This window comes from Rouxiella chamberiensis (genome assembly GCF_026967475.1).
GTDB classification, from domain to species: Bacteria; Pseudomonadota; Gammaproteobacteria; order Enterobacterales; family Enterobacteriaceae; genus Rouxiella; species Rouxiella chamberiensis.
This window is the reverse complement of record NZ_CP114058.1, coordinates 89,885-116,267: the sequence shown is the minus strand read 5'-3', so window position 1 is coordinate 116,267 and position 26,383 is coordinate 89,885. Positions and strand designations below refer to the sequence as shown.

At 52.7% G+C, this 26,383-nt stretch carries 21 protein-coding genes and 5 pseudogenes; 4 read left to right on the top strand and 22 right to left on the bottom strand.

Annotated features, from left to right (window positions below):
* Positions 1 to 133 precede the first annotated feature (133 nt).
* The 13 genes and pseudogenes from O1V66_RS00570 to O1V66_RS00505 form a co-directional block, all read right to left on the bottom strand.
* On the bottom strand, positions 134 to 499 hold the full coding sequence (locus tag O1V66_RS00570; RefSeq protein WP_045049317.1) for a hypothetical protein: 366 nt from the start codon (positions 497 to 499) through the stop codon (positions 134 to 136).
* 212 nt (positions 500 to 711) lie between these two features.
* Positions 712 to 1,830: a mandelate racemase/muconate lactonizing enzyme family protein gene (locus tag O1V66_RS00565; protein ID WP_045049318.1), complete on the bottom strand. Its 1,119-nt coding sequence runs from the start codon at positions 1,828 to 1,830 to the stop codon at positions 712 to 714.
* Between the two features lie 26 nt (positions 1,831 to 1,856).
* Entirely contained in the window at positions 1,857 to 2,633 is a 777-nt protein-coding gene (locus O1V66_RS00560; RefSeq protein ID WP_045049319.1) for a GntR family transcriptional regulator, read from the bottom strand.
* Positions 2,634 to 2,689: 56 nt separating this feature from the next.
* Positions 2,690 to 4,084, bottom strand: a complete 1,395-nt coding sequence (gene allB / locus O1V66_RS00555; RefSeq protein ID WP_045049320.1) for an allantoinase AllB — start codon at positions 4,082 to 4,084, stop codon at positions 2,690 to 2,692.
* Positions 4,084 to 5,019, bottom strand: a complete 936-nt coding sequence (locus O1V66_RS00550; protein WP_045049321.1) for an ABC transporter substrate-binding protein — start codon at positions 5,017 to 5,019, stop codon at positions 4,084 to 4,086. The genes allB and O1V66_RS00550 overlap by 1 nt, the downstream gene beginning before the upstream one ends.
* Positions 5,012 to 5,461 (bottom strand): alpha-hydroxy-acid oxidizing protein, encoded by a 450-nt coding sequence (locus O1V66_RS00545; RefSeq protein ID WP_269128025.1) that lies wholly within the window; start codon positions 5,459 to 5,461, stop codon positions 5,012 to 5,014. The genes O1V66_RS00550 and O1V66_RS00545 overlap by 8 nt, the downstream gene beginning before the upstream one ends.
* Before the next feature lie 199 nt (positions 5,462 to 5,660).
* Positions 5,661 to 6,083, bottom strand: a pseudogene (locus tag O1V66_RS00540) (alpha-hydroxy-acid oxidizing protein); the annotation flags it as partial.
* A pseudogene (locus tag O1V66_RS00535) lies at positions 6,076 to 7,589 on the bottom strand (amino acid ABC transporter permease/ATP-binding protein). The pseudogenes O1V66_RS00535 and O1V66_RS00540, both read right to left, overlap by 8 nt.
* 104 nt (positions 7,590 to 7,693) lie before the next feature.
* Positions 7,694 to 8,410 carry a transporter substrate-binding domain-containing protein gene (locus O1V66_RS00525; protein ID WP_269128023.1) on the bottom strand — a complete coding sequence of 239 codons (717 nt, stop codon included), beginning with the start codon at positions 8,408 to 8,410 and terminating at the stop codon, positions 7,694 to 7,696.
* Positions 8,347 to 8,586, bottom strand: coding sequence for a hypothetical protein (locus tag O1V66_RS00520; RefSeq protein WP_269128022.1), 240 nt, complete (start codon positions 8,584 to 8,586; stop codon positions 8,347 to 8,349). Before O1V66_RS00520 ends, O1V66_RS00525 begins: the two co-directional genes overlap by 64 nt.
* A gap of 131 nt (positions 8,587 to 8,717) precedes the next feature.
* Entirely contained in the window at positions 8,718 to 9,113 is a 396-nt protein-coding gene (locus O1V66_RS00515) for a RidA family protein (protein WP_045049325.1), read from the bottom strand.
* Positions 9,114 to 9,486: 373 nt separating this feature from the next.
* Positions 9,487 to 10,254 (bottom strand): LysE family translocator, encoded by a 768-nt coding sequence (locus tag O1V66_RS00510; RefSeq protein ID WP_330873436.1) that lies wholly within the window; start codon positions 10,252 to 10,254, stop codon positions 9,487 to 9,489.
* Positions 10,255 to 10,547: 293 nt separating this feature from the next.
* Positions 10,548 to 11,393, bottom strand: coding sequence for a VOC family protein (locus O1V66_RS00505; protein ID WP_045049327.1), 846 nt, complete (start codon positions 11,391 to 11,393; stop codon positions 10,548 to 10,550).
* 419 nt (positions 11,394 to 11,812) lie between these two features.
* On the opposite strand from O1V66_RS00505, the gene O1V66_RS00500 reads away from it, so the two are divergent.
* From O1V66_RS00500 to O1V66_RS00490, 3 genes are all read left to right on the top strand, one after another.
* A complete protein-coding gene (locus O1V66_RS00500; protein ID WP_045049328.1) occupies positions 11,813 to 13,075 on the top strand; it encodes an MFS transporter in 1,263 nt (420 codons plus the stop codon).
* Between the two features lie 165 nt (positions 13,076 to 13,240).
* Positions 13,241 to 13,495, top strand: a complete 255-nt coding sequence (locus O1V66_RS00495) for a hypothetical protein (RefSeq protein ID WP_045049329.1) — start codon at positions 13,241 to 13,243, stop codon at positions 13,493 to 13,495.
* Between the two features lie 475 nt (positions 13,496 to 13,970).
* Positions 13,971 to 15,263 carry an HAAAP family serine/threonine permease gene (locus tag O1V66_RS00490; RefSeq protein WP_045049330.1) on the top strand — a complete coding sequence of 431 codons (1,293 nt, stop codon included), beginning with the start codon at positions 13,971 to 13,973 and terminating at the stop codon, positions 15,261 to 15,263.
* Between the two features lie 403 nt (positions 15,264 to 15,666).
* Here the strand turns inward: O1V66_RS00490 and O1V66_RS00485 are convergent, their stop codons facing one another.
* The 3 genes and pseudogenes from O1V66_RS00485 to licT all read right to left on the bottom strand — a co-directional run bounded on the left by O1V66_RS00485 (position 15,667) and on the right by licT (position 20,097).
* Positions 15,667 to 17,082 (bottom strand): glycoside hydrolase family 1 protein, encoded by a 1,416-nt coding sequence (locus O1V66_RS00485; protein WP_045049331.1) that lies wholly within the window; start codon positions 17,080 to 17,082, stop codon positions 15,667 to 15,669.
* Positions 17,083 to 17,097: 15 nt separating this feature from the next.
* A pseudogene (gene bglF / locus O1V66_RS00480) lies at positions 17,098 to 18,992 on the bottom strand (PTS beta-glucoside transporter subunit IIABC).
* 243 nt (positions 18,993 to 19,235) lie between these two features.
* Positions 19,236 to 20,097, bottom strand: a pseudogene (gene licT / locus O1V66_RS00475) (BglG family transcription antiterminator LicT).
* 181 nt (positions 20,098 to 20,278) lie between these two features.
* Between licT and O1V66_RS00470 the strand changes: the two are divergent.
* Positions 20,279 to 20,548, top strand: a complete 270-nt coding sequence (locus tag O1V66_RS00470; RefSeq protein WP_187329830.1) for a hypothetical protein — start codon at positions 20,279 to 20,281, stop codon at positions 20,546 to 20,548.
* A 64-nt stretch (positions 20,549 to 20,612) separates the two neighbouring features.
* On the opposite strand, the gene O1V66_RS00465 is transcribed toward O1V66_RS00470, so the two are convergent.
* From O1V66_RS00465 to cspE, 6 genes and pseudogenes are all read right to left on the bottom strand, one after another.
* Positions 20,613 to 21,656: a DUF1615 domain-containing protein gene (locus O1V66_RS00465; RefSeq protein WP_045049422.1), complete on the bottom strand. Its 1,044-nt coding sequence runs from the start codon at positions 21,654 to 21,656 to the stop codon at positions 20,613 to 20,615.
* A gap of 193 nt (positions 21,657 to 21,849) precedes the next feature.
* Positions 21,850 to 22,818, bottom strand: a complete 969-nt coding sequence (locus tag O1V66_RS00460; protein ID WP_045049334.1) for a YncE family protein — start codon at positions 22,816 to 22,818, stop codon at positions 21,850 to 21,852.
* 127 nt (positions 22,819 to 22,945) lie between these two features.
* Positions 22,946 to 24,388: a heavy metal sensor histidine kinase gene (locus O1V66_RS00455; protein WP_045049335.1), complete on the bottom strand. Its 1,443-nt coding sequence runs from the start codon at positions 24,386 to 24,388 to the stop codon at positions 22,946 to 22,948.
* Complete coding sequence (locus O1V66_RS00450; protein ID WP_045049423.1) at positions 24,385 to 25,059, bottom strand: heavy metal response regulator transcription factor; 675 nt, start codon at positions 25,057 to 25,059, stop codon at positions 24,385 to 24,387. Before O1V66_RS00450 ends, O1V66_RS00455 begins: the two co-directional genes overlap by 4 nt.
* A 48-nt stretch (positions 25,060 to 25,107) precedes the next feature.
* Positions 25,108 to 25,876: pseudogene (locus O1V66_RS00445) on the bottom strand (alpha/beta hydrolase).
* Positions 25,877 to 26,146: 270 nt separating this feature from the next.
* The gene (cspE, locus tag O1V66_RS00440) at positions 26,147 to 26,359 is read right to left on the bottom strand and encodes a transcription antiterminator/RNA stability regulator CspE (RefSeq protein ID WP_017490235.1); all 213 of its coding nucleotides are present in this window, start codon (positions 26,357 to 26,359) and stop codon (positions 26,147 to 26,149) included.
* Positions 26,360 to 26,383 lie beyond the last annotated feature (24 nt).

The following is a 26,383-nucleotide window of genomic DNA, read 5'->3' as shown; positions in this document are numbered from 1 at the left end:
CGCTTCCCGTGGGGGACGACCATAAGAAGTGTGCTAATGAATTCACTGGAGTGTTTCTATTTATGAATACGCGGGGAGAATACCGTAAAACAATCGCCTCAAACCCGGAAATAAGGTTGAGGCGCGTGACTATTTAATTTGATTCTATTTTTACGCAGTCGGCATAGATATAACCTTCGGTCTCATTGGCAATAACAAAACTGTTCTGCACATGAATATACATCAGGTTATTGGCCGTTCCCGCTTTCATCGGCTGATTATTCTGGCCGATTATATCGGTAAGTTCGGGACTGGTAATGGTTTTGTTGGCATCGGGAAACACGGTAAAGGTATTCCCGGCATCCGTCACTCTGGCGTCTTTGTTCAGCACTTCGGCTGAATCATCGCCGTTGGGGCGCTGAATGCTGTGCGTCAAAACACATTTGTAATGCGTGTCTGCTGCTGCTGTGAAAGTCGTAAAAGTCAGTAATACCGCAATGAAAGCGACGAGCCTGGCCATTGAAAAATCCCAACTAGGAAAAGTGAGCCACATCCTAACACTTGCCAATATTATAGAAAGTAGGCGACAGAGAAATAGTCGTAAATATCACCACAATCACCCAGTTAAAATAGCCCGCTCATCCGATGGGCGGGCCGCAATAAAGACATGGCTGTCGAGCAATAATCAAAAACGGCAAAGCAAAAGACAAATAGATATTTACAAACAAGGCATTAAGCCGTTTTAACCAAAAACTTCTCGATAATTTCCATGCGTGGCTCGACGCCCAGTCCCGGACCCGAAGGCAGGAAGGCATAGCCATCGGCTATCTTGACCGGCTCTTTGGCCAATGAACGCGAAATCTCTCCCGGCTCGACGCAATATTCCATCACCAGCGCATTTTCGATGGCGCAGAGGAAATGCAGCGACGCCGCCGTATTAATGTCCGTCGTGAAGTTATGATTGCAGACTTTACGTCCGCGACTGTGGGCATAATGGGCAATCTGCATCGCCTGGGTGAAACCGGTGCGCGTCACATCGATTTGCACGATGTCGATTTGACCTTCATCGATCAACCGCTGGAAGCCTACTACCGTACACTCCTCTTCACCGGCGGCGATATGCTGTAAACAGGTCTGCGACACTTTACCGTAACCGGCGTAATCATCGGGATGCAGCGGTTCTTCAATCCAGAACAGGTTGAACGGCTCAAACAGCCGGGCGCGGCGGAGAGTGGTTTTGGCGTCCCACGCCAGCCCGACATCAAGCATAAAGTCCACGTCGTCGCCAATCGCATGACGAATCGCCTCGACGTACTGTACATCGCGCTTTTCATCCAGACCAAAGGGTTCCCAGCCAAATTTCACGCCGGTATGCCCCGTATCCACGGCGTGTCGCGCCCGCGCCACGGTATCTTCAATGCTGTACTGGAACATGTTCGACGAATAAACCCGCATACGATCGCGCATCGCGCCGCCGAGCAGCTCGACTATCGGTTTGTCGAGCGCCTTGCCCTTGATGTCCCAGAGCGCGATGTCTATGCCGGCCATGGCCTGAATCACTGCGCCATTACGACCGTAATAGATGGTCGCACGGTGCATTTTGGCCCACAGACGGCTGGTTTCCAGCGGATTTTCGCCGATCAGCAGAGATTTAAGCCCCGTAACCATCGTATGGGAATAAGGCGCTTCGATGATGGCTTTGGTGACATACGGACTGCCGTCGACCTCGCCCCAGCCAATTACACCCGCATCGGTTGTGATTTTTATCAGCAGTGCATCCTGCGAGCTGTCGGTACGTGCTTCAATCGTTGGCAGCCGTAAATAAAAGGCCTCTACATCCGTTATCTTCATAAACCCGCCCTGCCCTTACATTGTTTTTAATCCGCGTCGGACGCCGCTCGACGTCGGTCAGCGATAATTTTCTGATAGTCCACATCCAGCGCCTGAACGCGGACGTGCAATTCGATTTCCCGCGTCATCTGCGCGATATCGCCTGCGGCAAATACCCGCACCAGCTGGCGATGCTCTTCAATGATTGCCTCCATGGATTTACCCATCGTCGACAGGCCAAAGATAACCGTCAGCTGGCGGGCTATCGACTCCCACAAATTGCTTAGCACCGGATTGTCGGCAAAGCTGCACAACACACGGTGAAAGGCGGTATCCGCCGAGGCAAAACCGTAGACGTCGCCGCGCTGCTGCATCAAGACCAGCTCTTCAACGCTTACATCGAGCCGGGCAATTTGCGAACTGCCGTTATGCCCGAGTTCAATGGCGCGCTGGCAGGCCAGCGTTTCCAGCGGAATTCGCACGTCGATAATCTGCTCCAGGCGCTGCTGCGAAATGTCCATTAGCCGAATGCCTTTATAGGGTTCGCTGGAGACGATGCCCTGACTTTCCAGAATGCGCAGTGCTTCGCGGATAGGCACGCGGCTCATGCCGAGACGCATCACCAGATCCGGCTCCGAAACCCGGTCGCCCGGTAAAATCAGTCCACGCGAGGCGGCGGATAAAATGGCATCGACCGCGTGATCCACAAGCGTTCGAGGTCGCGCGGGTTGCCACGTAATACTCGCATCGCCCATCGGCTGCATTAAAGGGGCGCTCTTTAGGTCCGTCTTTGTGACGGCCTGTTTTCCCTGCGTTTTTTTCATCGCCTGTTTCCTGCCAAGATAGTTCCCGACGCCCTCTCCGGGCGCGATTGAGTGTTTTATGGCTGCGCCACCTGAGCCGTGTTTCGCGTAATAAATTCGCCGAAGCCCGGCGCAACCTGAATTTTTCCGTGCTGATAAACCGGTACGCCGCGAATCAAGGTCATCACGACCTTGCCCTGACAGGGCAGGCCTTCGAAGGCGCTCCATTTGCCAAGACCATAAAATGCCTCGCCCCTGACCGTCCAGCTCTGCTGCGGATGGTAAAAGGCAAGATCGGCATCCGATCCAATCGAAATCGTGCCTTTTCGCGGATACAGCCCGAAGGTTTTCGCAGGCCCGGTGGCCGTCATGCGCGCAAACTCAACGAGCGACAGACCGCGTTTGATATGGCCTTCGCTAAAGAACATCGGCCCCAGCGTCTCGACGCCGGTCAAGCCCATGCCCGCCTCCCAGATGGATTCCTCTCCCACGGCCTTTTGCTCCGGCAGATACGGACAGTGATCCGAGGCCAGCATATCGACGTCACCGGCCAGCACGACCGACCAGAGTGCATCGACGACCGGACGCGGCCGAATCGGCGGGCCACAGCGGGCATTCGGCCCGATGCGCACCAGATCTTCTTCATCAAGAATCAGATAGTGCGGGCAGGTTTCGAACGTGACTCGCGCTTTGTCGCGTGCATCGACAATATGCTGCGCCGCGCGGGCCGAGCTGACATGCACGATATGGCAACGCGCGCCGGTTTCCTGTGCCAGCGTCAAAACGCGATTCACCGCCTCGACCTCGGCAATTTCTGGCCCGGCCTGCGCGTGGGCGCGAATGTCCTTGCGTCCGGCGCGGCGCAGTTCAGCACCGGCGGCGATTAAAATGGCGTGATTTTCGGAGTGAATGCCGATAAGCCCGTCAAACTCGCGCAGCGTTTGCATGGCGCGCAGCAGGCCGTCGTCGTCGAGGCGCGGTAATCCCTTGAGATCGGTGGCTTCGCCGTTAGGCGCGCCGCTGCACAAGAAGGCTTTAAAGGCGATGGCACCGGCGGCGTCGAGATCCGCCAGCTGATGCAGGTTTTCACCGTCGAGTCCTGCCCACATCGCGAAATCTACGCTGACGTTTTCGGCAAGCAGTCCGCGTTTCCAGTTAAAGTTGTCGAGCGTGGTGGCAGGCGGCAGGGAGTGCGGCATCTCCACAATCGTGGTGACTCCCGCCGCCGCTGCACCCTGCGTCCCTTCACGCAATTCCTGCTCCGGGAAATCGTGCGAGCCGGTAAAATGGGTATGCACATCAATTGCACCGGGCATGATAATCAAACCACGGGCATCGATGACGTTTTTCGCCTCGGGAAGCAGGCTGCCGGGAGCGAAAATACCGACGATTTTACCGCCATCCAGTGCAAGATCGGCATGAAGTTCGCCGTTTTCGGTGATAACAAGGCCACCGGTAATTAACGTATCCATTACTCTCTCCCGTCAGTGAGGCGGCTGTCGACCAGCGCGTCATAAGGCGCAGGCTGTGCCAACCAGCCCGCCTGCTGCAAAATGTCTGAAAAATGCCCGAAATCTTGTTTCGAAATCTGCGTCGAGTCGGCAAATATCCGTGATTGCTGGTATCCGCGTACGGCCTCAATCAGGGCAGGCAAAGGGTAATCCGGATAAAAAGGCGCAATCAGGGCGCTGACTTTTTCGGCGGAATTTTCATGCAACCACGCCAGCGCGAGTCCTATCGCGCGTGTAAAGGCTTGAAAAGCAGGACGATGAGCGGCGACCACCTCAGGGCGCGCAATATAGGCGCTCCATGGCACCGCGCCGGTGAGCGGCGAAAGGCTTTGAACCAGCGCCAGCTCGCCCGAGGCCACCGCCGGTGCCAGCGCGTGCAGCGAGTGAAGCGCATAATCGATTTCACCTGCCGCGACCGCCGCGAAATCCTGCTGGATGTCGCCGCTGCCGGCAATCAGTGTGATGTCATCTTCAGCGAGATGGTGCTGCTCCAGCAGCCAGCGAAAACACAGGCTGGCGGTGCCGACATTGCCTACATCCACCACTTTTTTGCCCCGCAAAGCGGCGATGCTGAAAGCGGGTTGTGGATTGGCGGCCGCCAGATACCACGGATTTCCGGCAACGGCGGCGCAGAAACATACCAGCGCCGGACCGTTATCTTGATGATTTTTCATGATAACCATCGGGCCGCCTATCGTTAAATCGGCCTCGCCCGCCAGCACGGCCGGAACCTGCCCTCCCTGAATCGTGTGGCCGCCGGACTGCGCCGTGGTGAATTCGACGTTCACTCCTTCGCGGGCAAAAAAGCCCAGACTTTCTGCCACAAAGTGCGCACAGTAATAGACGCGGGCTTCGCTGGCGTCGCCCTGATTCATCACAAGAAGCGGGTTATTCATGGCTGACTCCCGTCTGGCCAACGTCTGACGCAAGGAAATCTGCGTTCAACGCATTGATGTCGTCGACGCCGCACCAAGTGCACAACGCCGTAATTTCGTTAATGACGCCTTCAAGCAGCGCGTAAACCGCCTCTTCGCCCCCGGCGGCCAGCGCGGTAATGACAGGGCGCACGATCACCGAAAGTTCTGCGCCCAGACAGCGGGCCACCAGCACGTCTGCGCCGCTTCTGATACCGCCGTCAATCGCCAGCAGTCCTTTAAAATGCGGGCGTATCGCGGGTAATTGCTGCACCGGCGTGGCCCAGCGCGCGCTCTGCCGCAGGCCGATATTCGACACCATCAGCGCCTGGAAGCCCAGCGCCTGCGCCTGTTCGGCATCCAGCGGATGAAGTATGCCCTTCACCATCACCGGTAAATTGCGGGTTTTCGCGTGCGCCAGCACCTTGGCCAATGTCTGCCACGACCAGGCCGGAAACGCGGGTAAAGGATGCACGCCCGCGTGGGTCGAACCGATGGTTTTCCAGCCACGGCGCACCAGGTTCTTCGCCAATGGAAAAGCCACCCGGCTGCAACCCGCTAACCGGATGCACCGGTGCCAGCAGGGTTAAAATCATGCCCTGCGCCCCGCATTCTGCCGCGTGGTCGATCAGCGCCATAACCCGTTCGACCGGACCTGCCGCACGCAGCTGCAACCAGCAGTCGTCATGTTCGGCGCAGATCTCGCTCAGCGGCGTGACCGTCTCTTCCGAGACAAACAGCGGTAAACCCAGGCGCTGACAGACGCGCGCAATCGGCAATAATCCCTCTTGATGAAAGACCTTGTCACCCGCAAAGGCACCGACGGCAAGAGGAGCCGACCAGCGGCGGCCAAACGGCTCGCTGGCAATATTCAGCCCGTGACTACCGCGCATGACACGCGGCACCAAACGAAACTGTTGCAGGGCAGCGGCGTTGGCATCCTGCGGGTTGATGCCGTCTTTAGACTGGCCGAGCAGGTAGCGATAAAGCGCGTCGCCCAGTCTTTCTCGCGCTTCGATGGCGTGCGGCAGCGAATTATCAGTCATTTTCATGATTCAACTCCTGCTGCAGGAAGGCAGAAAACGCCGGGGTTGTCGGGTGTTGCAGAATGTCGGGTCCGCCCTCTTCCACCAGCACGCCGTCTTGCAGAAAGACAATGCGGTCGGCGACGGTCGCGGCAAAGGCGATATCATGGGTGCTTATCAGTAACGTCATACCCGTTTTCGACAGCGATCGGATGGTTTGGTTAACTTCTCGCACCAACTCTGGATCCAGCGCCGAGGTCGGCTCGTCAAACAGCAAAATACGGGGTTCGGCGGCCAGTGCACGGGCAATGCCGACACGCTGCTGTTGTCCGCCCGAAAGTTCATGCGGCAGCGCCACCTCGAAATTCTCAAGCCCGACCAGCTTCAGCGCACGCCGGGCTTTGGCCTGAGCGATGTCCCTGGGCATGCCCTGCACCAGCAGGGGAATACTCATGGTGTTTTGCAGCGCCGTCATATGGTCAAACAACGCAAAGTGCTGAAAGACGATACCAATTCCCGATTCAGCGCGGTTGGCGGGCAACAGTCGCTCGGCGAGCACCTTGCCATTGCCGTCACAGCCCATCACATGCCCTTCGGTATCGATGCGACCACTGGCGCGCGGCGTCAGGGCCAGAATCGATTTCAGCAACGTACTTTTGCCAGAACCGGAACGGCCCAGCAGCACGACCACTTCGCCACGACGGACTTTCAGAGTCAGGCCCTTCAGCACCGCTTTTCCGGCGTACTCGACGCAGAGATTATCGACATCCAGCACGACGGCGGCGTTTTTACTGTCCCATAGCTGTTTCGGCATTTGCGCCTGCGTCTCGTCAATCGGCACTTCGACGGCATTTTTTACAAGCCTTGCGCGGCGCGCCCGCTCCTCGAGATTGAAGTGCTTTTCGAGCCAGTACTGCAAACCGGCCAGCCCCGACGACATAATCATGTAGATACCGCCCGAGGCGACCAGCACCGGAATAAACAGAAAGTTTTGCGAAACGATAGTCTGTCCGCGCATGGTCAGTTCGTTGACGCCGACCACAGACGCCAGCGAGGTAGATTTCAGCAGGCCGACCGCTTCGTTACCGAGCGTCGGCAGGATGGCACGCAGCGCCTGAGGGATAACCACGTGGATCATCTCCTTGGTTCGCGAGAAGCCAAAAGCCTGCGCGGCGGTACGTTGATTTCGATCGGTGGCGACGATACCGCCGCGAATAATCTCGGCACAAAAGGCCGTTTCATTGATCATCATCGCCAGCATCGCACTGGCGAAAGGGCTAAACCGCAGCCCGAACTGGGGCAGAACGTTGTACAGCAGAATCAGCTGCAACAGCACCGGTGTGCCGCGCAGAATATAGATATAAACCTGTACCGGAATACGAATCAGGGCATGGCGCGAAGTGCTGGCGATAGCCAGAAAAAGCCGATGATGATCCCTCCGGTCAACGCACCGACAAGCAATTCGACGGCGATTACCGCGCCCTGCCAGAGGTACGGCAGCGTGAGGTATTGGAAAAAATCTTGCATGACGTCGACTCCTGACGGTCAGACTGGGTGTTCCATTGCGGTGTTGAAAGAAACGTTGCAGAGATAACCGGGGAAGGCGGCGCTCCGCCCTCCCCGCGTCGTGCCTAGCCTTTATCTACCGCCGGACGTTCGGCGCTGCTGCCCTGACCCCAATGATCGAGCAGTTTTTTCTGCGCGCCGCTGTCCTGAATCACCTTCATGGCGTCAAGCACGGCACTGCGCATCACGGTATTGTCCTTGGCTATCGGGAAGCCCACCATAATCGGCAAATCAACGGTGAACGCGGTTTGCAACGATCCATCGGCTTTCGCGACTTCGCGTGCCGATCCGGCTTCGGTCAGATAGATGTCGGCGCGATCGCTCTTGATCGCCTGAATGCTGTTGTCGGTGTTTTGCACCATCAGCATGTTGATTTCAGGCTTACCCTCTTTTTTGCAGATGGCATCCTGCTGAGGAATCAGCGTAGCGGCCTCATACGTGCCCGCCGCTGCGGCCACCGTCTTGCCGCAGAGGTCGTCAACGGTATGGATGTTTTTCGGATTGCCTTTCGCCACAAGCGATCCATCCTGCACCTGTACGGAGGCGACGAATGCAATCTGCTTGAGGCGGGCATCGGTGACATACAGCATCGGGCCGATATCCGCGCGGCCGTTGGTGATTGAGGTCAGCAGAACGTTAAAGGAACCGTTTTGATAGGTGTGAGTGAACCCGAGACAACCGCCCAGACGATCGAAAAGGGAAGGATCCAGTCCTTCGATTACCGAAGGATCCTTGGCGGACGGTGCTTCGAAACCTTTGGTATAACCGCCGAGACCCACCACCACTTTTTTCCGACCAGAGACGGGTATTTGGTCTGCAACGCCTTGCACTGCGCCATACCGGCGAAGTCTTTTGCCGACGGTGTAATGCCATCAGCGGCCTGCGCAGCGGATAAAGAAGAGAGCATAATGCCGGTGAAGCCCGTCATCCAAACAGCCAGTCGCAATGCTTTTTTCATGATTAAGTTTCCCTGGTGCGGTCAAAGTTAAGGCATTTCGCCTGTGATTTTTTATCGGTATTGTTTTCTGAATCGTTTTATAAATGAGCTGCCACTGCTTTCTTGCTAGTGAATCTGTTAACGCCGCAGGATTAGAAACGCATCGCCGTGGCTTCCATCTCGACCAGTAAATCGGGATGATTCAGCGTGATACCGACCGTTGCGCGGGCTGGATAAGGCGCGGACAACAGTTCGGCATAGACCTCGTTCATCGCCGAAAACAGGGAAAGGTCGGTGAGGTAGATAGTCACGCGCACCAGATTGTCGAAGGTCATGCCCGCCTGTTTCAGCAGTGCATCGATGTTGCCCAGTACCTGACGCGTCTGGGTGGCAATGTCGCTGCCCACGATTTTTCCGTTGTAAGGATCGATGGCGACCTGTCCCGAAATAAACAGCATCGGTTCCGCTAAAATCGCCGCAGACAGCGGGGCCGGCCCCATAGGTCTTTCTTCAGTGCCCAAACCCGGATAGGTAATCGCGCTTTTCATTGGTTAATTCCACAGCAAATTATCGTGCCCCTAATTTCGTATACGATTATACGAAAGTCAACGACACAGGTTATTCTGTGAACAGGATGAGTGGTCGGAGGCAGAAAGGTTGGAAAGCCAGAAATAAATTCATTTAACTATATGAATAATAATGAAATAACAAGAAAAAGATTGGATTGCACGAGGCGAAAAATTGCAGTTAATTTGCCAAAACAAGGCCAAAAAACGACGATATTTTATCCATACGGATTTATTATCATACAAAAGGGTAAGGGATGTGAAAACGGCATTTCAAGGCGGGAGCGTTGTCCTAATACGCGGCAAAAAGCAGAAAGTAGACATTTTTCAAGCGCCTGCTTTCCATAGTAAACCCTTATAGCTGACTCGATTTTATAGAGAGGCGCCCATCAAAGATTCTTGAGCAATCCCACTTTTTGGCCCGTTGGAGTCGACCAGATAATGGAGTAATCGACGGGTAATAGGTAAAGAACTTTTCATTACCCGTCGAAAAAACGCTATTTAGACAACATGAGTTTGAGCCCGAGAGCGGCCATGACACCGCCGCTGATACGGCTGATGCTTTTTTATAACGCAGGTAAACTTGCTGGGGTCGTGCCGATGAAAGCACGTAGGCTACGAAGGTGTACCACAGCGCATCGATGACAAAACCGATCAGTGGTAACACCCAATAGAAATAGGCGGGAATATCTCGCGGACTTAATGCTGCGAAAATCCCTGCCAATACCAGCACCGTTTTAGGGTTGCATAATTGCGTGACCACGCCGATGGCAAAGGCTTTCATAAACCCCACTTTTTCTCGATCACTGGCATTGTTGACGCTCAAACTCGTGCCTGCGCCTTTAAAAATTTTTAACGCCATGTAGAAAAGATAGATACCGCCGAACACTTTAAGACTGAGGTAAAGCCAGGGTACGGTGACAAGCAAGGTATGCAGACCCGAAAAAGCTGTCAGCACCAGTAGCGCACATCCGACTCCCATTCCGAGCGCGGTTGCCAATCCATCGCGGCGCGATGAGGCAATCGCCGTTTTGGCAACAAAAATAAAACTGGGTCCTGGACTCATCGCGCCCACGGCAAGCGCAACCGAAATGGAAAATAGAGAAAGTAATTCGGAATGCATGCATCCCCCTAAAATGGCCTCCAGATTCTATGGCTGGGATCCAAGGGCCTGTTAAGTGATGACTTTACTGTGCCGAGCCAATACTTACCGTACCGTTGCCATTGGGTTTTACTTCGGCATCTCCAGAGTGTCCGAACATTGAGCAACCATTCAGAGCCAAACAGACTAACGCGATGAGTGTAGCTTGGGTAAAAGTACGCATTTGAAGAGTCCTCTCGAGTTTTTTATAAAAACGCGGAGTTATCTTTAGGGATCAATAAATCCGCATTTATTTCCATTTATCCTCTTCACTTTTACACCTCGTTAAAAGCCAGCGTCAACCCTAATCCATGACCTACCGGCACAATTATTCTGTCTTCCTTGTCGATAAAATGAATATCTCCCCGCTGAAGGCTTTGACGCGTCGACGCCAGAGAATAAGTGGCAAAACCTATGCCGACCATTTTCGCGGTCTGCGGGTGCTCCGAGGGCAAAACGCCCCACTGACTCTGGGCTTTTTCTGGGGTAAGAAAACGTAGGCGGGCACGCCCTGCTTCAAGGCCGAGTTCGTCCTCATCTATCTGATGCAGACGTTCCTTTCCGAAAATTTCGCTATAGACCTGTGCGGCCTGGTGAATATCGGTTGCTGCAATCACGAATTCGTCAATGTGCGACACCGCGTTGGGATGGCTTTGCCACTCGGCACGCCAGACCAGTTCAGGCGTGACGTGTTGGCAGAAGAAACTGCGCCCGTGCGGGATACGCGCGGGCGCAATCGGCACCGTTTGAAAACGTGCATTGGGTTCAGTGCCGTCGTTGAGTTTTACCGCGCGGTGAAAGGCGTTGGGCGCAGAGTCCGCCAGCTGGAGCTGCGAAAGATGCCGATAGGTGGCGTCGGCGTCGCGGGTTTTCCAGACAAGACCGTTCAACCCCAGCGGGGCCTGCCATAAATCCTTGCGTTGCAGCGCATTGCTGTCTTCAAAGCCGAGCAACTCCAGATAATTGTCATCGAATATCGCCAGATGATTACTCGACCCCAAAGAGTGATGGCCGCGCGAGGTCAGGCTGAATCCCAGACGGCGAAACAAATGTTCCGCGGCGTTCAGCCCATCGGCAACATTAATGACTACGTGATCAAGATGAGGAACAACAGCAGACATAACAGACTCTCTTTACGGGTTATAAATGATAATTTTCCAGAATAAAGAGATGTGGGCGTTTCCAGAACCAAGTTTTCTGCAAAACCATTCCCTGTTTTCAGCTAAACGAGACGGCGTCGAGCCGAGTGCGCGAAAATGGCAAAGAGTCTTTCGTGTTGGCGCGCATGTCGAGCGCGAGGCGAAAATTACCTTGCACTAACATGATGTAGATCAAGCAAACCCAGTCATGGCGCGGGCTGCAAAGGCGTCATTAAGGCAAATTACGGGCGACTTACCGCGTTTGCAAGGTCATTCATACCGGTATTGATGCATTTCATTCCGCTCTGCGCGCATCTCATGCCTGAATCGGTTCACTTGGCGAATAAGGATTTATCATAACGCTAATTTCATTAAATCAGCCACGCTCGGGAGAACCCACTATGAGTGATAAATCTGGCTTTATATCGACGACGTCATCTTCTACCGCAGACATCTCCAATACGGCTTCAACCCGATGGGTCACCTTGGTCGGCACCATCATCACGATGTTTGCGCTGGGATCGGTGTACACCTGGAGTCTTTTCAACGGCCAGCTCTCCACCAAACTTGACGAGCCTATCAGCCGCGTGGCCTTTTCATTCGGGCTGCTGAGTCTGGGTCTGGCCGTCGCCTCATCGGTCGCAGGCAAATTGCAGGAGCGCTACGGCGTTAAAAAAGTCACCGTGGCGGCGGGCATCCTGATGGCGGTCGGTTTCTTCCTGACTGCACATTCAAACAATCTTATCATGCTCTATCTCAGCGCAGGCGTGCTGGTAGGACTTGCCGATGGCGCGGGTTATCTGATGTCGCTGTCGAACTGCGTGAAATGGTTCCCGGAACGGAAAGGAGTCGTTTCAGCCTGCGCTATCGGAGCCTATGGACTGGGAAGTCTGGGCTTCAAGTTCATCTGCGGGTATCTGCTCAGTATCACGTCGCTGGAAAACACCTTCATAATCTGGGGCCTGCTGGCAATGAGCATGATCATAACCGGTGGATTGATGATGACCGATGCGCCAAGACAGAAAGCCAAAGTCATCAATAATCATGCTGAGCAACCGCGTGATTTCAGCTTGGCCGAAGCGGTTCGTGTGCCGCAATACTGGATGTTGGCGCTGATGTTCCTGACCGCCTGCATGAGCGGTTTATATGTTATCGGCGTGGCAAAAGACATTGGTCAGGGTCTGGTGCATCTGAATGCCGTCACGGCGGCCAACGCCGTAACGGTGATTGCCATCGCCAACCTGAGCGGCCGCCTGGTGCTGGGCGTGCTGTCCGACAAGATGGCCCGTATTCGCGTTATCTCGCTGGCGCAGGTTATCTCCCTGGTGGGCATGAGCATTCTGCTGTTCACTCACATGAATGAAGCGACGTTCTTCGCCTCTGTCGCCTGCGTAGCTTTCAGCTTTGGCGGCACCATCACCGTTTATCCTTCTCTGGTCAGTGACTTCTTTGGTCTAAATAATCTGACCAAAAACTATGGCCTGCTGTATCTGGGCTTTGGGATAGGCAGTGTCCTTGGCTCGCTTATTGCCTCGCTGTTTGGTGGATTCGTCGTGACATTTAGCCTGATCACAGTGCTATTAATTGTTTCGCTGGCGATTTCTGCCACGATTCGCCTACCGAATAAAGAAATTGAAGAGCAAAATACGCTCCAACATGTGTAGACCGTTGTTATAATCCTTTCCAAATGACAAACGGGAGCCTTGGCTTCCGTTTTTTATTGGCATTTTTTCACCCTCTGCACACGAAATTATCAACTATTCTCTGCCCCTGAACCTCTTTCTGCGGGCGAGACAGCGTTCTCCCTGAGATTTTCGGACACTTTCAACATGAGAAGCAGTAAAGTTTTAGCGGCCGTGCTTTTGCTCTCGGGCGCAGCATTCAGTATTCAGGCAGCAGAAATCCCGTTGGGCAATCTGTCCAAACCTTGTGTCGAGCATTCGTCGTTCAACAACAAGGTCGGACATCAGGACATGATGACCGCGCCTGGCAGCGCCTCCCAGAAGTCCACTACGCATTGCCTGACCAGCATTCAAAGCAGTAACAGCAATAAATTGTTCGGCAATAGCGAGCTGTTTAATTAATAACCGCATCCTCATCTACCTGAATCGATAACAACATGGTCGATTCAGGGGTTTTTGCTTTATTTTCATTCACTCCCTTCTTCTGTTTTCTCCCTGATTTTTCTTGTTCGATATTTCATTTACAGCCTATTCCTTCGACCAAAATCCTTATTATCTCGCCAGAACGAAACTTGCCAATTTGAGTAAAAAGCAGTTTATGCTACCCTGCTTTCGATTTTTTCAAGCACGAAGCACGGCTTATTACAATCAGTAAATTGTTAATTTAGCTAAACATTTAAGTTAAGGCAGTATCTTTATCGTACAAGCAAGGAAACCGCCATATATTAAGCCAGAGGTGATCCTAATCACGGATATTCCTACTCCTCATGAGTATTATCCCGCTACCCAAAACCTGTCTCATTCAGTGATGCCAGTTTTTAAAATTGTGATTCAGTCTCTCGGATGAGATGACTTAATATTGTTCACCAGAGGTTTTATGAGTAATTCTCAAGTTGACGTACTTGCCACGGAACGCGCTGAAACAACGGGTGCATGGCGTAAAACAGACACAACGTGGATGCTGGGGCTTTACGGCACGGCAATAGGCGCAGGCGTGCTCTTCCTGCCTATCAATGCCGGTATTGGCGGGCTTGTTCCGCTGATTATCATGCTTATTCTCGCTTTCCCGATGACCTATTACGCGCACCGTGGCCTTACCCGCTTTGTGCTCTCCGGGAAAAATGCCGGTCAGGATATTACCGGTGTGGTGGAAGAACATTTCGGCATCACTGCCGGTAAATTGATTACCCTGCTCTACTTCTTTGCCATCTTCCCTATTCTACTGGTCTATAGCGTCGCCATTACCAATACCGTCGAAAGCTTTATCGTTCACCAGATGCATATGCCTGCGCCACCGCGTGCACTATTGGCGCTGGTGTTGATTGTGGCATTAATGACACTGGTACATTTTGGCGAACACCTTATTGTTAAAACAATGAGCATTCTGGTTTATCCGTTTGTTATTGTTCTGATGGCCCTTGCGCTTTACCTTATTCCACACTGGAACACATCCATATTCCATAATGCCTCCATGGCAACCAACGATGCCGGAAATGGCATGTTGATGACGCTGTGGCTGGTTATTCCGGTGATGGTATTCTCGTTCAACCATTCACCGATCATTTCTTCCTTTGCCGTCGCGAAACGTCAGGAATATGGCGACGCTGCCGAGAAGAAATGCTCCAGAATTCTGAGCTTCTCGACGCTGATGATGGTTGTCACGGTGATGTTCTTTGTGTTCAGCTGCGTGTTGAGCCTGTCGCCTGCCGATTTGATGGATGCCAAGGCACAGAATATTTCCATCCTTTCCTATCTCGCCAACCACTTCCAGACGCCGGTTATTGCCTATATCGCGCCGTTTATCGCCTTCATTGCCATTACCAAATCTTTCCTCGGCCACTATCTGGGTGCGCGCGAAGGGTTTAACGGGATCGTCACCAAGTCACTGCGCAGCCGTGGCAAGACTATCAGCCTTGCGAAAATGAACCGCATCACCGCCCTCTTTATGCTGCTGGCGACCTGGGCGGTAGCCACGCTTAACCCGAGCATTCTGGGCATGATTGAAACGCTGGGCGGGCCGGTTATCGCGATGCTGCTGTTCCTGATGCCGATGTACGCGATTCGCAAAGTGCCGGCGATGAAACAATACAGCGGTCATATCAGTAACGCCTTCATTGTGGCCGTGGGTCTTGTGGCGATGTCCGCAATCGTTTACAGCCTGCTGGGTTAATGATTTTCGATGCCGTTTGGTAGTATTTTGCGTGCAGTAACGTAAGACAGTCGTCGCGTTTTCAAGGCTTACCTCATCAGGTAAGCCTTTTTTATGACTTAACTTTAGAATATTGGCGACGCGCGGGCTGTAAAGATGCCGCTTTACATATCGATTCTTAAACTTACCGGACGATGACAAAACCATACATAGGGTTTGGTATCTTAACTCCATCGAAAGAAGTTGATGTCCCTGTGTAGAAGATTGTTAGACGCTGAGATAAACGGATGTTGCGGCAACTAGCAGTCAGTAACGGAAAGTACCAAAACCCTGTTGTGTAGAAACCCTGTAGTACCCCTGTTATTTGCCCGCCTCCGAGCGGGCTTTTTTTGGCTGGCATTTGCCAGCCGTAGTCTATTTAAAGCTATCCTGCTGATGATTCGGCTTTTTTCAAGGCAGCGCCGTTGCTGCGAATGACGCCTTGATACCAGTAAAAACTCTTCTTGCGGCGGCGTTCCAGCGTGCCGTTACCTTCATCATCGCGATCGACATAAATGAAACCATAGCGCTTGGAAAATTCTGCTTTTGACGCGCTGACCAGGTCAATCGGCCCCCAACTGGTGTAACCCAAGACGTCGACGCCGTCGGCAATCGCCTCCGCGACCTGAACCAGATGATCGTTGAGATAGGCGATACGGTAATCGTCATTGATGCTGCCGTCGGCTTCGGGCTTGTCATAGGCACCCAAACCGTTTTCGACGATGAAAAGCGGTTTCTGATAACGGTCGTAAAGTTCGTTCATCAGAATGCGAATGCCCTTGGGATCAATCTGCCAGCCCCAGTCGGAACTCGGTAAATGCGGATTCGGCACCATCGAAAGAATATTTCCACGGGCTTTCCGATTCAGCTCTTCATCAGTGGTCACACATCCCGTCATGTAGTAGCTGAAGGAGATAAAATCGACCGTGGATTTCAGCGCGGCGCGGTCCTCGGCGGTTATGTTGATGTCAATTCCGCGATCGGCGAAGAAACGTTTCATATAGGCCGGATAGCTGCCGCGCACCTGCACGTCGCCGAAAAACAGCCACTCGCGATTCTGTTGCAGCGTTTCCATCACGTCTTCGGGCTTGCTGCTTAACGGATAAAGCAGGCCGCCGAGCAGCATATTACCGATTTTGGCTCCCGAAATTATCTCGTGACAGGCTTTCACGGCCTTTGCACTCGCCACCAGCTGATGATGGATTGCCTGATAAATAGCCTGTTTTGTGCTGTTTTCCGGCAAACCCACGCCCGTCAGCGGTGCATGCAGCGACATATTGATTTCATTGAAGGTCAGCCAATATTTCACTTTATGCTGATAACGCTGGAAAACGGTACGCGCGTAGCGTTCGAAGAAAACAATGGTTTCGCGATTTCCCCAGCCACCGTGTTTGCAGACCAATCCATAGGGCATTTCGTAATGAGAAAGCGTCACCAGCGGCGTAATGTTGTATTTCGCCATCTCGTCAAACAACCGGTCGTAAAATGCCAGTCCGGCTTCGTTCGGCTCCTGTTCATCGCCTTCGGGAAAAATACGCGTCCAGGCAATTGACGTTCTTAAACAGGTAAAGCCCATTTCTGCAAACAGTTTGATATCTTCCGGAAAGCGGTGATAAAAATCGATCGCAACATCCTTGATGCCGCTGTCGCCGTTCTTGCGCGGGACCACGCCGCCGAAAATACCTTTTGGCTGCACGTCCGAGGTCGACAACCCTTTGCCGTCGGTCAAATACGCGCCCTCAACCTGATTGGCCGCTACGGCACCGCCCCACAAAAAGTTTTCTGGAAATGGTGAATTCATCGTCTCTCTCCTGAGTTAGCGTATCAAAGTCAGTAATAAGGTGTTTTGCTGCGTGATTTCGCCGTCGTTGAGAATAATGTCGGCGAAATCATCGCTATTGGTGACCAAAATCGGGGTATCAAGACTAAAACCCGCCGCCCGAATCGCCTCGGCGTCAAATTCCAGCAACAGTTGCCCGCGCACGACCTCATCGCCCTCGGCGACAAACGGCGTGAAATATTTGCCATCGAGTTTGACTGTGTCGATGCCGACATGAATAAGGATCTCCGCGCCCTGCGGCGACTCCAGGCCAATTGCATGGAACGTCTTGAACAGAGAGGCAATTTTGCCGTCTATCGGCGAAAAGACCTGATTACCGGATGGGCGAATAAACGCGCCTTTGCCGAGTAATCCCCCGGCAAAAATAGGGTCGTCGATTTGCTCAAGCGGTTTAAGCTCGCCGTTCATCGGGCTATAAATAAATTCTGCCGCCGCCGTCGTTTCGGCCTTCATCACGGAGTCGTTTTCTCCCCTTGCCGTATTCTGTGGCGCAATCGTTGCCGTTTCTCGAACCTTGCCAAAAACCAGGTCAGGGTTGTGGCAAGGGTCAGTGAAACCAGCAGACCGATAATGGCCGCGACCACGGTAAAATCGAATCCGCTCGGCGGGATCAGTTGGGCCAAGGTAAAAATGCTCGCGAAACCAAATGAGTACACTGCACTCTGGAAATAACCGACGATGCCCGCTCCCACCGCGCCGCCCACACAGCCAAAAATAAAGGCTCGGCGATTGGGCAGCGTAATACCGTAAACGGCGGGTTCGGTAATGCCGCAAATTCCGGCGGCCATCGCCGAGGCGGCATTGCCTTTGAGCTGAGCATTTGTCGTGCGCAAAAAGATGCCCAACGTAGCGCCCACCTGACCAAAAATCGCTGGCACCAACAGCGGAATCAGGGTGTCGTGGCCGACAATAGCCAGATTATTCATCATGATAGGCACAATGCCCCAATGAATGCCGAACATCACGCACACCTGCCACAGCGCGCCCATCAGCATGCCCGCCAGCACGGAGTTAAAGCTGTAAATCAGCTCGTAACCCTGTGCGAGCAGATTGCTCAACCAGGTAGCTGCAGGGCCAATCAGCAGGAAAGTCAGCGGAACCACCACGGCCAGACAGGCCAGCGGCGTCACGAAATTGCGCACCGCGCTGGGCAGACGAAGATGAATCTTGCGCTCGAGTTTTGATGACAGCCAGCAGGCAAAAATAATCGGGATGACCGAAGAGCCGTAATTAATCATGATGACCGGCACACCCAAAAAGTGATGCGGCTGTGCGCCAGGTAACTGCGAAGCGGTATAGGCGGCCAACATCAGCGGATGTGTCAGTGCGCCGCCAATCGCCATGCCGACAAATGGATTACCCCCAAATTTTTTACAGGCCGAATAGCCAAGAAAGATGGGCAGGAAATAGAACATGGCATCGCTGGCGGCAAACAGGATTTGATAAGTGCCGCTCTGATTTTGGGTCCATCCCAGCGCCAGCGCGATGGAAAGCAGCCCTTTCAGCACCCCGCCCGCGATTAAAATCCCGATGAATGGCGTAAAAATGGCCGAAATCGTATCGATAAGCCGCGCCATCAGCCCAACTTTTTCCGGTGGCGGCATGTTTTCACCCGAGGCACTGCTCGTGTCGAGCTGTGCGGCGATCGGCTGATAAACTCGCTCGACTTCATTACCAATCACGACCTGATACTGTCCGCCGCTCTCGACCACCATGATCACGCCGGGCGTATTTTTCAGCACGGCCGTCTGCGCCTTGCGGCTGTCGCGCAGCTTGAAGCGCAGTCGGGTTGCACAATGAACCAGACTGACAACATTATGGCTGCCGCCGACGCCCTCCAGGACTTCTGTCGCCAATTGATTGAATTTCATAATTTATTCCTGTTCCCTGTCATTTCGAGATGCAATGAAACGAGCCATTCGCCGGAAGCAGAGCAAAAAAACCTAAACCGCTTTTCAGTTACGGAGCCTAAAAGCGCCATAACAAAAAATCGGTTTAGGTTTTGCCTGCTTACCAGTAACAATCCTAACGTTCGAAAGCAGCATGCCGTGCACGACCCGTTTACTCAAGTCTGCAAAAGAATCGGCGTCAGGATTTGTGAGCGGTATCGCGAATTAAAGAGGATCCTGGTCTGTATGAGCGAGAGTTTCTTTGCGTACGCGCTCAATATGAATCGCCAGAAACATCTTCTCCTCTTTGGTCAGCACATAGCGAAACTGCTGCTCAATGTGACGCTCGACCTTTTGCACGCATTGCCAGGCCAATGGATACGCGTTTTTGACTTCATCATGCAGGGATTCGTCTTCATTACGCACTAAAGAACCGGCTCAGCATCCGCTGGGCAAAATATTTCAGGTGGGTGATAAAGCGATGATAACTTAACGTATCTTCACGATAGTCCAGACGAAGCTGGTATTTGACAATGTGCATGATCTGCTGGATAACGCGCGTTACCTGCACGACTTCCGCCATCTCGCCCTTAAGCTGCCCTTTAACAAGGTGCTGGGCAATATATCCGGCTTCATCTTCGGGAAGTCGCACGCCAAGGCGCTGCTCGATGATATCCAGCGCGTCGAGACTCACGGCAAACTCGCGATGATATACCCGCCGAATTTCCCATAACAACGCATTGGGCAGCGAGATGCCCTGCTTGAAACGTTCGAGGGCGAAATGACAGTGATCGGTAAGTGCGATATAGAGATTATTGCCCAACTTTTCACCAAGTCGCGATTCGGCAAGCTCGAGGATTTTTTCAGTCGTCGTCAGCACCTCGAGAGGAATTTCGGCCAGCAATTCACTTAATCGGTTGTTGAGGTCATTGCCTTTCAACGAGAAGACTTTCTCGACGCGCTGCATATCAAGGTGTTCGCCAATCCTTTTCTGAAAAGCGAGCCCCTTGCCCATCATCACCTGCTCATGCAACGATTCGTCGACCGCAATCACCGCATTGTTATTTAATATTTTTATAATTTTCATCGTGTTCCCTTAATGAAAAACAAAAAATCTACAGACGGTTTTGTAGACGGTATATATTCCCTCCGCCATAAGGTCTGAAAATTAGCGCTATTATTCGGATAAAAGGCAGGAAAAAGCGAGGACTCGTTTCTTCTTGAGCGAAATTGGGGTAGGGTTTGCCTGTTTTAAACAGGAGGCTGAAATGAGCGAAGAAAATTTATCCCAAAGAATCGATCAACTGGAGCGCGTCAACCGTGAACTGTTAGTTCAGGTTTCGGCAATGCGTATTCTGTTTGGTAGCGTAGGCAACACCATGAACGAGAAGTTTGATAACAGCTTCACTTCAGGGGTGAAAACCTTCGTCGAGCGCGAGAAGGAATCGCTGAACGCCAGCGAAATCGAAGACGCGTCAAAGAAATTCCGCTCTGACGTGCTGAGCTGCGTGTCATCCCTGCTGCCGACCATTCTGTAAGCAGCATGCGGGCTAAACACCCTGCAGAAAGGTTTGCAGGGTGTTTAAACTTTTATTAACGTGTCTATCCGCGTGTCATACACTGACGGCGGCGATCTTCCACCCGCTGGGCAAACCAGGCCGTGGTCAGATTACGGGTGATTTTCGGGCTGTTAAGTTCTATCCCCGGTAACATTTCTCGTGGTACAGGTTTACCCGCCGTTTTATCCGCCAGCGCGAAAAGACGTTTCCATGTCGGCGTCTCTTCGAAATCTATCGATTCTCCCTGTTTCAAATCGCGCGAAATATTGGCATCACTCAAGTCGAGCTTGCTGCCCAGCCTGCGCACCGCCATTTCGGTTTTACCCGGTTTGTCGCTGTAACTGACCAGATCGCCGTCCAGCGCCAGCGGCGCACCGGTCAACCGTTTGACGGCCTGCTGGAATGCCGCATTTCGGCTGGCATAAAAGCCTGCATTGTAGTCGGCGAAACGATAAATAGGTTCAGGGTAATGGGTCGGATAGCCCAGCAGATGCGCAATGCCGAAGTACATGCCGCCACGGCGACTGAAAACTTCGCGACGCACGGTGCCGTCAATTTTGTAGGGATAACCAGCGGCTTTCGATTCGGCAAAGGCAATACTTACCTGCATCGGCCCGCCGGTATGGACTGGATTAAGATTGCCGAACAGCTTCTGGCCCAGCGGCACCATGCCGATAAAGTCATCAAAAATGGCGCTCAATTCTTTTTCACTGCGCACGGCATCGAGACGATCGCTGTAGGATTTGCCGTTGGGCGAGTCAATTTTCAATGCGGTATGCACCAGAAATGCAGGAACATGCACTTCACCTGCACGACGATCTATCTCTTTCCAGGCAATTTTTCCGAGACCGGGTACGGGAGCATTGGCGTTGAAATTGGATTCCTGCTCGGTGACCGCGATTACCGCGCAGATATTTTCTGCCGAGGGTTCAATCTTCTGGGTACTGAACGCGGTGGTAATATCTTGCGCCCATCCCTGCTTGTCGGCGACTTTTGCCGGTAAACGGCTCACGATGTCGGCGCGCACATCCTGCGGTTTTTTGCCGCCGAGCGGTGCCTTTTGCGTACTACAACCAGCCAGCAGCATAAGGATGCCGGCCAGCGGGAAGAGTGTCTTTTTCACGCGCCGAAGGGGCGTATTCGGCGCGGATAAAGGCGAATAAAATTCATTGAGCGTCATCATTTCCCTGAATAATCATCGAAGTCTTTGCCAGTGATTATTCACAGAATGCTTCGCAACAACAAAGTATTTATTTCCCGCCGGGTTTCGCAGGTGCTGGTTATGCCGCCTGTTCAGAGAAGTAACTCAGCACTTCACACCCTACACCGACTGAAGGCGTAGCGATAATACGGCGTTCGTCGATGTCGATAATACTGACCGTCCCGTCTTTTTCATTGGCAATCAGCAGGCGTTTATTGTCAGGGCTGAAACAGCCATCCATCGGTTTATGCCCGACGCTGAAACAGGCGATTTCGTTAAGCTCGCTGTCAAATAAGGTGGCGACCGGTTCCTGGTCGCCAATGGCTATCAATAATTGCCCGTTTTGGCTAAAGCGAACGATTTGCGCGCCTTTTTTATGCCCACGCAACGGAATATGACGCGTGATTTTATGGGTGCTGCTGTCAATGATTACCAGCTCGGGTTTATCCGCATTACTGGTTATTATCGAGGAATCCAAAGGCGAGACGGCAATACCGTTTACCGCACCGGGCATGGCAATATTATCGATGACCTTGCCACTGCCTTTGGCCAATTCCACCACGGTCACGGTGGCGTCTTCCTCATTGTCGGTAAACAGTTTGTCACCCGCAGGTGTTACGCTAAGCCGATGCGTATTGGTGGAGGGCACCTTGATGGTTTTGATGATTTTGTCGGTTTGCGGATCGATAACGACAATAGTCGCACTGTTTTCACAGCACAGGTACACATTGCCATCATTGCCCAGACGCGCGGTATGCGGCGATTCCAGCGGACTCAGCTCGATAAATCGCGTAATTTCACGCGTATTGAGGTCGATAACGGCCACCTGATGTTGCGGATGAGGATTATCGCCGTGAATACCGTCACCAAAGATTGGCACATAGGCTTTATGCTGCTGCGGGATGATAAGTAATTCATGGGGATTGCGCGGAAAACCGGTTAGCGTTTTTTCGACCGCCAACGTTTCAGGATTGAGAAATAAGACTCTGCCGCCCTGTTTATCTACAGCAATAAGACCGAAGGGGTGTTTATTTTCTGAAATCAACATGTCAGCTCCGTGATATTTACAATAAGAAATCAGTGAGATTAACTTTATATTTTGATTTTTAATCAAGCGTGTTACGTCGTCATATATAAAGGTTAGTCTCTTCTTTGCAATATCGCGATCCGCCGCGCTAATCAGCCTGTCTGATATTCGCAGGTTCAGAGGTAGGGAAAATCAGGCTAAATCGCGTTTCGCCATTTTCACTCGTGACATGGCATTGGCCGTGATGCAGCTGCACAATGCTGCGCACGATAGCCAATCCAAGCCCGCTGGACTGTGCCGCAGTATTTCGGGAAGGATCCGCGCGGTAAAATCGGTCAAATAAACGTGCCAGATGATGAGCATCAATCGTCGCTCCTCGATTGACGACCGATATTTTTACGCCTTCTTTTTGAGGCTCGCTTTCCAGAACAATCTCACTGCCCGCGTCGGCGTAACGAAGGGCATTGGCTATCAAATTTGCCAACGCACGCCGCAGCAGTTCAGGATCGGCCCACACCCTCCCTTCTCCACGCAAGATGAAAAACAGGCCGCGTTCATCGGCGGGTCCTTCGAAATACTCACTCATTCGATAAAACTCGTCGGCAATATCCAGCGAAACGCGTTCAATCGCATGAAATGCGTGTTCGGCGCGGGCCAAAAACAGCATGTTATCGGTCATTTTCGACAGTCGAAGCAGCTCTTCAAAATTGGATCCGAGCAATTTTTCGTAATAATCGACACTGCGGCGCTGACTGAGCGCCACTTCCGTTTGCCCCAACAGGTTGCCAATCGGCGTGCGCAGGTCGTGCGCCATGTCGGCCGACACCTGGCTCAACTGGGTAAAGCTGATTTCAAGCCTATCCAGCATTTGATTAAAACTGTCTATCAACGCGGATAATTCACGCGGTGCCTGCCGATTATCGATGCGTACCGACAAATTCTTTATGCCGATTGAGGCCGTCTGTCCTGCCAGATGACGAAGCGGGCTCAATCCGCGGCGCGCGATAAGGTATGCCAACAGCGCAGTCATCGCGGCTGCCGCCAGCGCCAGCAGAATGATTTGCTCGCGATAAATCGCCAGAATATGGGTGCGTTCGGTCATAAGTCGCCCGCTAATAATTTCAAGCGGATGCGGCGAATCGGAGGTTTTGGCCGCCGCCGAGACGGAAATAAAGGGCGTGTCGTCGCGGGCTTTTCCATGCTGAACCGCAGCCAGCGTCAATTTGGCCTCGGCGGAGACTGGCGTTATATTTGGAACGGGCGAATGCCCGGGATTGACTTCGATAAGCGGCGGTTGCCCCGGAAAACGCAGTACCAGCAAGGCCTCGTGATTACCCAGCATATTGGCAAACAGCTGCGGTTTATCATGAATTAGGTTGATGACATCTTCATCGCGCAGCAATGTGCGAATCTGCTCCACGCGGGTCAGCAAGGCCCCGTCGTCACGAAGACTGATTTGCGTTTCAAGCGTGCGATAGAGGGTAAAACCCGCCAGGGTAATCACGACAAACGTCAGCAGTGCAAAAATCAGTGACAACCGCGTGGTCAGCGAAAGGCGACGCGGATCGACAAAAATCGAGAGCGATCTCATGATTCGTCTTCGCAGCGATAACCTACGCCGTGAACGGTATGGATCAATTTACGCGCGAAAGGATCGTCAATTTTCTGGCGCAATCGCCTTACGGCAACGTCTACCACATTGGTATCGCTGTCAAAATTCATGTCCCATACGCGGGAAGCGATGGCCGAACGCGACAGCACCTGCCCCTCATGCAGCAGAAAGAGATGCAAAAGATTAAATTCCTTGTTGGTAAGCGAGAGCCTGATGCCGCCGCGAACGACACGCCGTTTCGGAATATCCATCTGCAAATCGGCCATTTCCAGAATTTCGGCTTGCCTGACCTGCACTCCACGGCGCAGCGCAACGCGAATCCGGGCGAGCAACTCGGCAAAGGAAAAGGGTTTGACCAGATAATCATCGGCGCCCAACGCCAGGCCTTTGAGTTTATCTTCCAGGGTGCCGCGTGCAGTCAGGAACAAGACAGGCGTATTGACCCTGTTTTCCAGATTTCTCATGACTTCCCATCCATCCATCTCGGGCATCATCACATCGAGCAGGATAAGATCATAAAGAAACTCCTGCGCCAGATGCAGGCCATCGACGCCGTTGGTGGCGACATCGACCACGTAACCCGCTTCGGTCAGCCCGTTGCGCATGTACTCGCCCGCTTTCAGCTCGTCTTCAATAACCAGAATTCTCACGGTAATCTCCTTGGCTTTAGAACGGGCGAACAGCACCTTTTCCACACATTACAGCGCGTGTTGTGCTGCTTGTTCAATCAGCGCGGCAACCTCTTTCGGATGTGATTCATACACTGAATGGCTGGCTCCCGGAATTTCGACTGTGTGGCTATGGGCACGCGCGGCGTACATTCGCTCGAGATCGGGATTAATGATTTTGTCTGCCTGCGCCACCATATACCAACTCGGTTTCACCTTCCATGCCGGGTCGGGAATATTGGCGGTGAAGACGTTGGCATTGGTGGGCATCTGTGCCTGCGCTTCAAACTGCGCCTCTTTCAGCGGCAGGTCGGCGGCAAAATCGCCTGGGAAATTCTCGGGTTTGATTGTCAGATAGCCGTCCGCCGATTTGGCAAAAGGGCGTGCCGAATTCGGGAATTTTTTACCGTTGCTGGCTTCGGTTTCGCCCGCGTCCAGCGCATGGGCGGCGATATACACCAACCCTGCAACATGCGAATTGTTACCCGCTTCGGTAATAATTGCCCCGCCGTAGCTGTGGCCGACCAGAATGGCGGGCCCGGTTCTGTTCATTAAGGATACGTTGAGTGGCTGTCACATCATCCGGGAAAGAGGTTAACGGCTCTTGAACCAGGGTGACGTGATAACCGTCTTTGATGAGTATATCGTAAACCGGACGCCAGCCCGAACCACCAACAAAGGCCCCATGCACCAGAACAATATTTTTTACTGGCGCAGCGAGGGCCGGAGTGACCACCCCAGCGAATAAAAGTGCGCTTAGTGAAGAAAGGATCAGGCGTGTTTTATGTGATTTTTTCATGATTTTTCCTTAATGACAGTTGATTTACCGGTGCCGTTGCACCATGAGGACCAACTTACGCGACGCGCACCCACAGCGACATGACGCAGTCATTACAAAAAAATGACAGACCGATAGCCTGAAAGGAAAGGGGGAGAGATTTTTAGAGGAGCGGTGTGAAAGGATAAAAACAAAAAACCCGCTCGAGGGCGGGTTTTTTATGTTGGGCTTACTTAACTGCTCGGGTTTACACCGTCTTCGCTATCGTAAGTCTGCCCCGCTGTTCACTTATTACAGTGCAACAACGTTGACAGCTGATGGGCCTTTAGCGCCGTTCTCGATAGAGAACTCGACTTTTTGACCTTCATCAAGAGTTTTGAAATCGTTGCTCTGGATAGCAGAGAAGTGTACGAACACGTCTTTGCTGCCGTCAGCAGGAGAAATAAAACCAAAACCTTTACCAGCGTCAAACCACTTTACCAAACCAGTCATTTTAGTAGACATAATAATTTCCTTTAATTTCGAGCC

Bases quoted from the DNA above. Each gene is read 5' to 3' on its own strand.
- O1V66_RS00570 (WP_045049317.1), bottom strand. From the start codon at position 499: ATGGCCAGGCTCGTCGCTTTCATTGCGGTATTACTGACTTTTACGACT.
- O1V66_RS00565 (WP_045049318.1), bottom strand. From the start codon at position 1,830: ATGAAGATAACGGATGTAGAGGCCTTTTATTTACGGCTGCCAACGATT.
- O1V66_RS00560 (WP_045049319.1), bottom strand. From the start codon at position 2,633: ATGAAAAAAACGCAGGGAAAACAGGCCGTCACAAAGACGGACCTAAAG.
- allB (WP_045049320.1), bottom strand. From the start codon at position 4,084: ATGGATACGTTAATTACCGGTGGCCTTGTTATCACCGAAAACGGCGAA.
- O1V66_RS00550 (WP_045049321.1), bottom strand. From the start codon at position 5,019: ATGAATAACCCGCTTCTTGTGATGAATCAGGGCGACGCCAGCGAAGCC.
- O1V66_RS00520 (WP_269128022.1), bottom strand. From the start codon at position 8,586: ATGAAAAAAGCATTGCGACTGGCTGTTTGGATGACGGGCTTCACCGGC.
- O1V66_RS00515 (WP_045049325.1), bottom strand. From the start codon at position 9,113: ATGAAAAGCGCGATTACCTATCCGGGTTTGGGCACTGAAGAAAGACCT.
- O1V66_RS00510 (WP_330873436.1), bottom strand. From the start codon at position 10,254: ATGCATTCCGAATTACTTTCTCTATTTTCCATTTCGGTTGCGCTTGCC.
- O1V66_RS00505 (WP_045049327.1), bottom strand. From the start codon at position 11,393: ATGTCTGCTGTTGTTCCTCATCTTGATCACGTAGTCATTAATGTTGCC.
- O1V66_RS00500 (WP_045049328.1), top strand. From the start codon at position 11,813: ATGAGTGATAAATCTGGCTTTATATCGACGACGTCATCTTCTACCGCA.
- O1V66_RS00495 (WP_045049329.1), top strand. From the start codon at position 13,241: ATGAGAAGCAGTAAAGTTTTAGCGGCCGTGCTTTTGCTCTCGGGCGCA.
- O1V66_RS00490 (WP_045049330.1), top strand. From the start codon at position 13,971: ATGAGTAATTCTCAAGTTGACGTACTTGCCACGGAACGCGCTGAAACA.
- O1V66_RS00485 (WP_045049331.1), bottom strand. From the start codon at position 17,082: ATGAATTCACCATTTCCAGAAAACTTTTTGTGGGGCGGTGCCGTAGCG.
- O1V66_RS00470 (WP_187329830.1), top strand. From the start codon at position 20,279: ATGAGCGAAGAAAATTTATCCCAAAGAATCGATCAACTGGAGCGCGTC.
- O1V66_RS00465 (WP_045049422.1), bottom strand. From the start codon at position 21,656: ATGCTGCTGGCTGGTTGTAGTACGCAAAAGGCACCGCTCGGCGGCAAA.
- O1V66_RS00460 (WP_045049334.1), bottom strand. From the start codon at position 22,818: ATGTTGATTTCAGAAAATAAACACCCCTTCGGTCTTATTGCTGTAGAT.
- O1V66_RS00455 (WP_045049335.1), bottom strand. From the start codon at position 24,388: ATGAGATCGCTCTCGATTTTTGTCGATCCGCGTCGCCTTTCGCTGACC.
- cspE (WP_017490235.1), bottom strand. From the start codon at position 26,359: ATGTCTACTAAAATGACTGGTTTGGTAAAGTGGTTTGACGCTGGTAAA.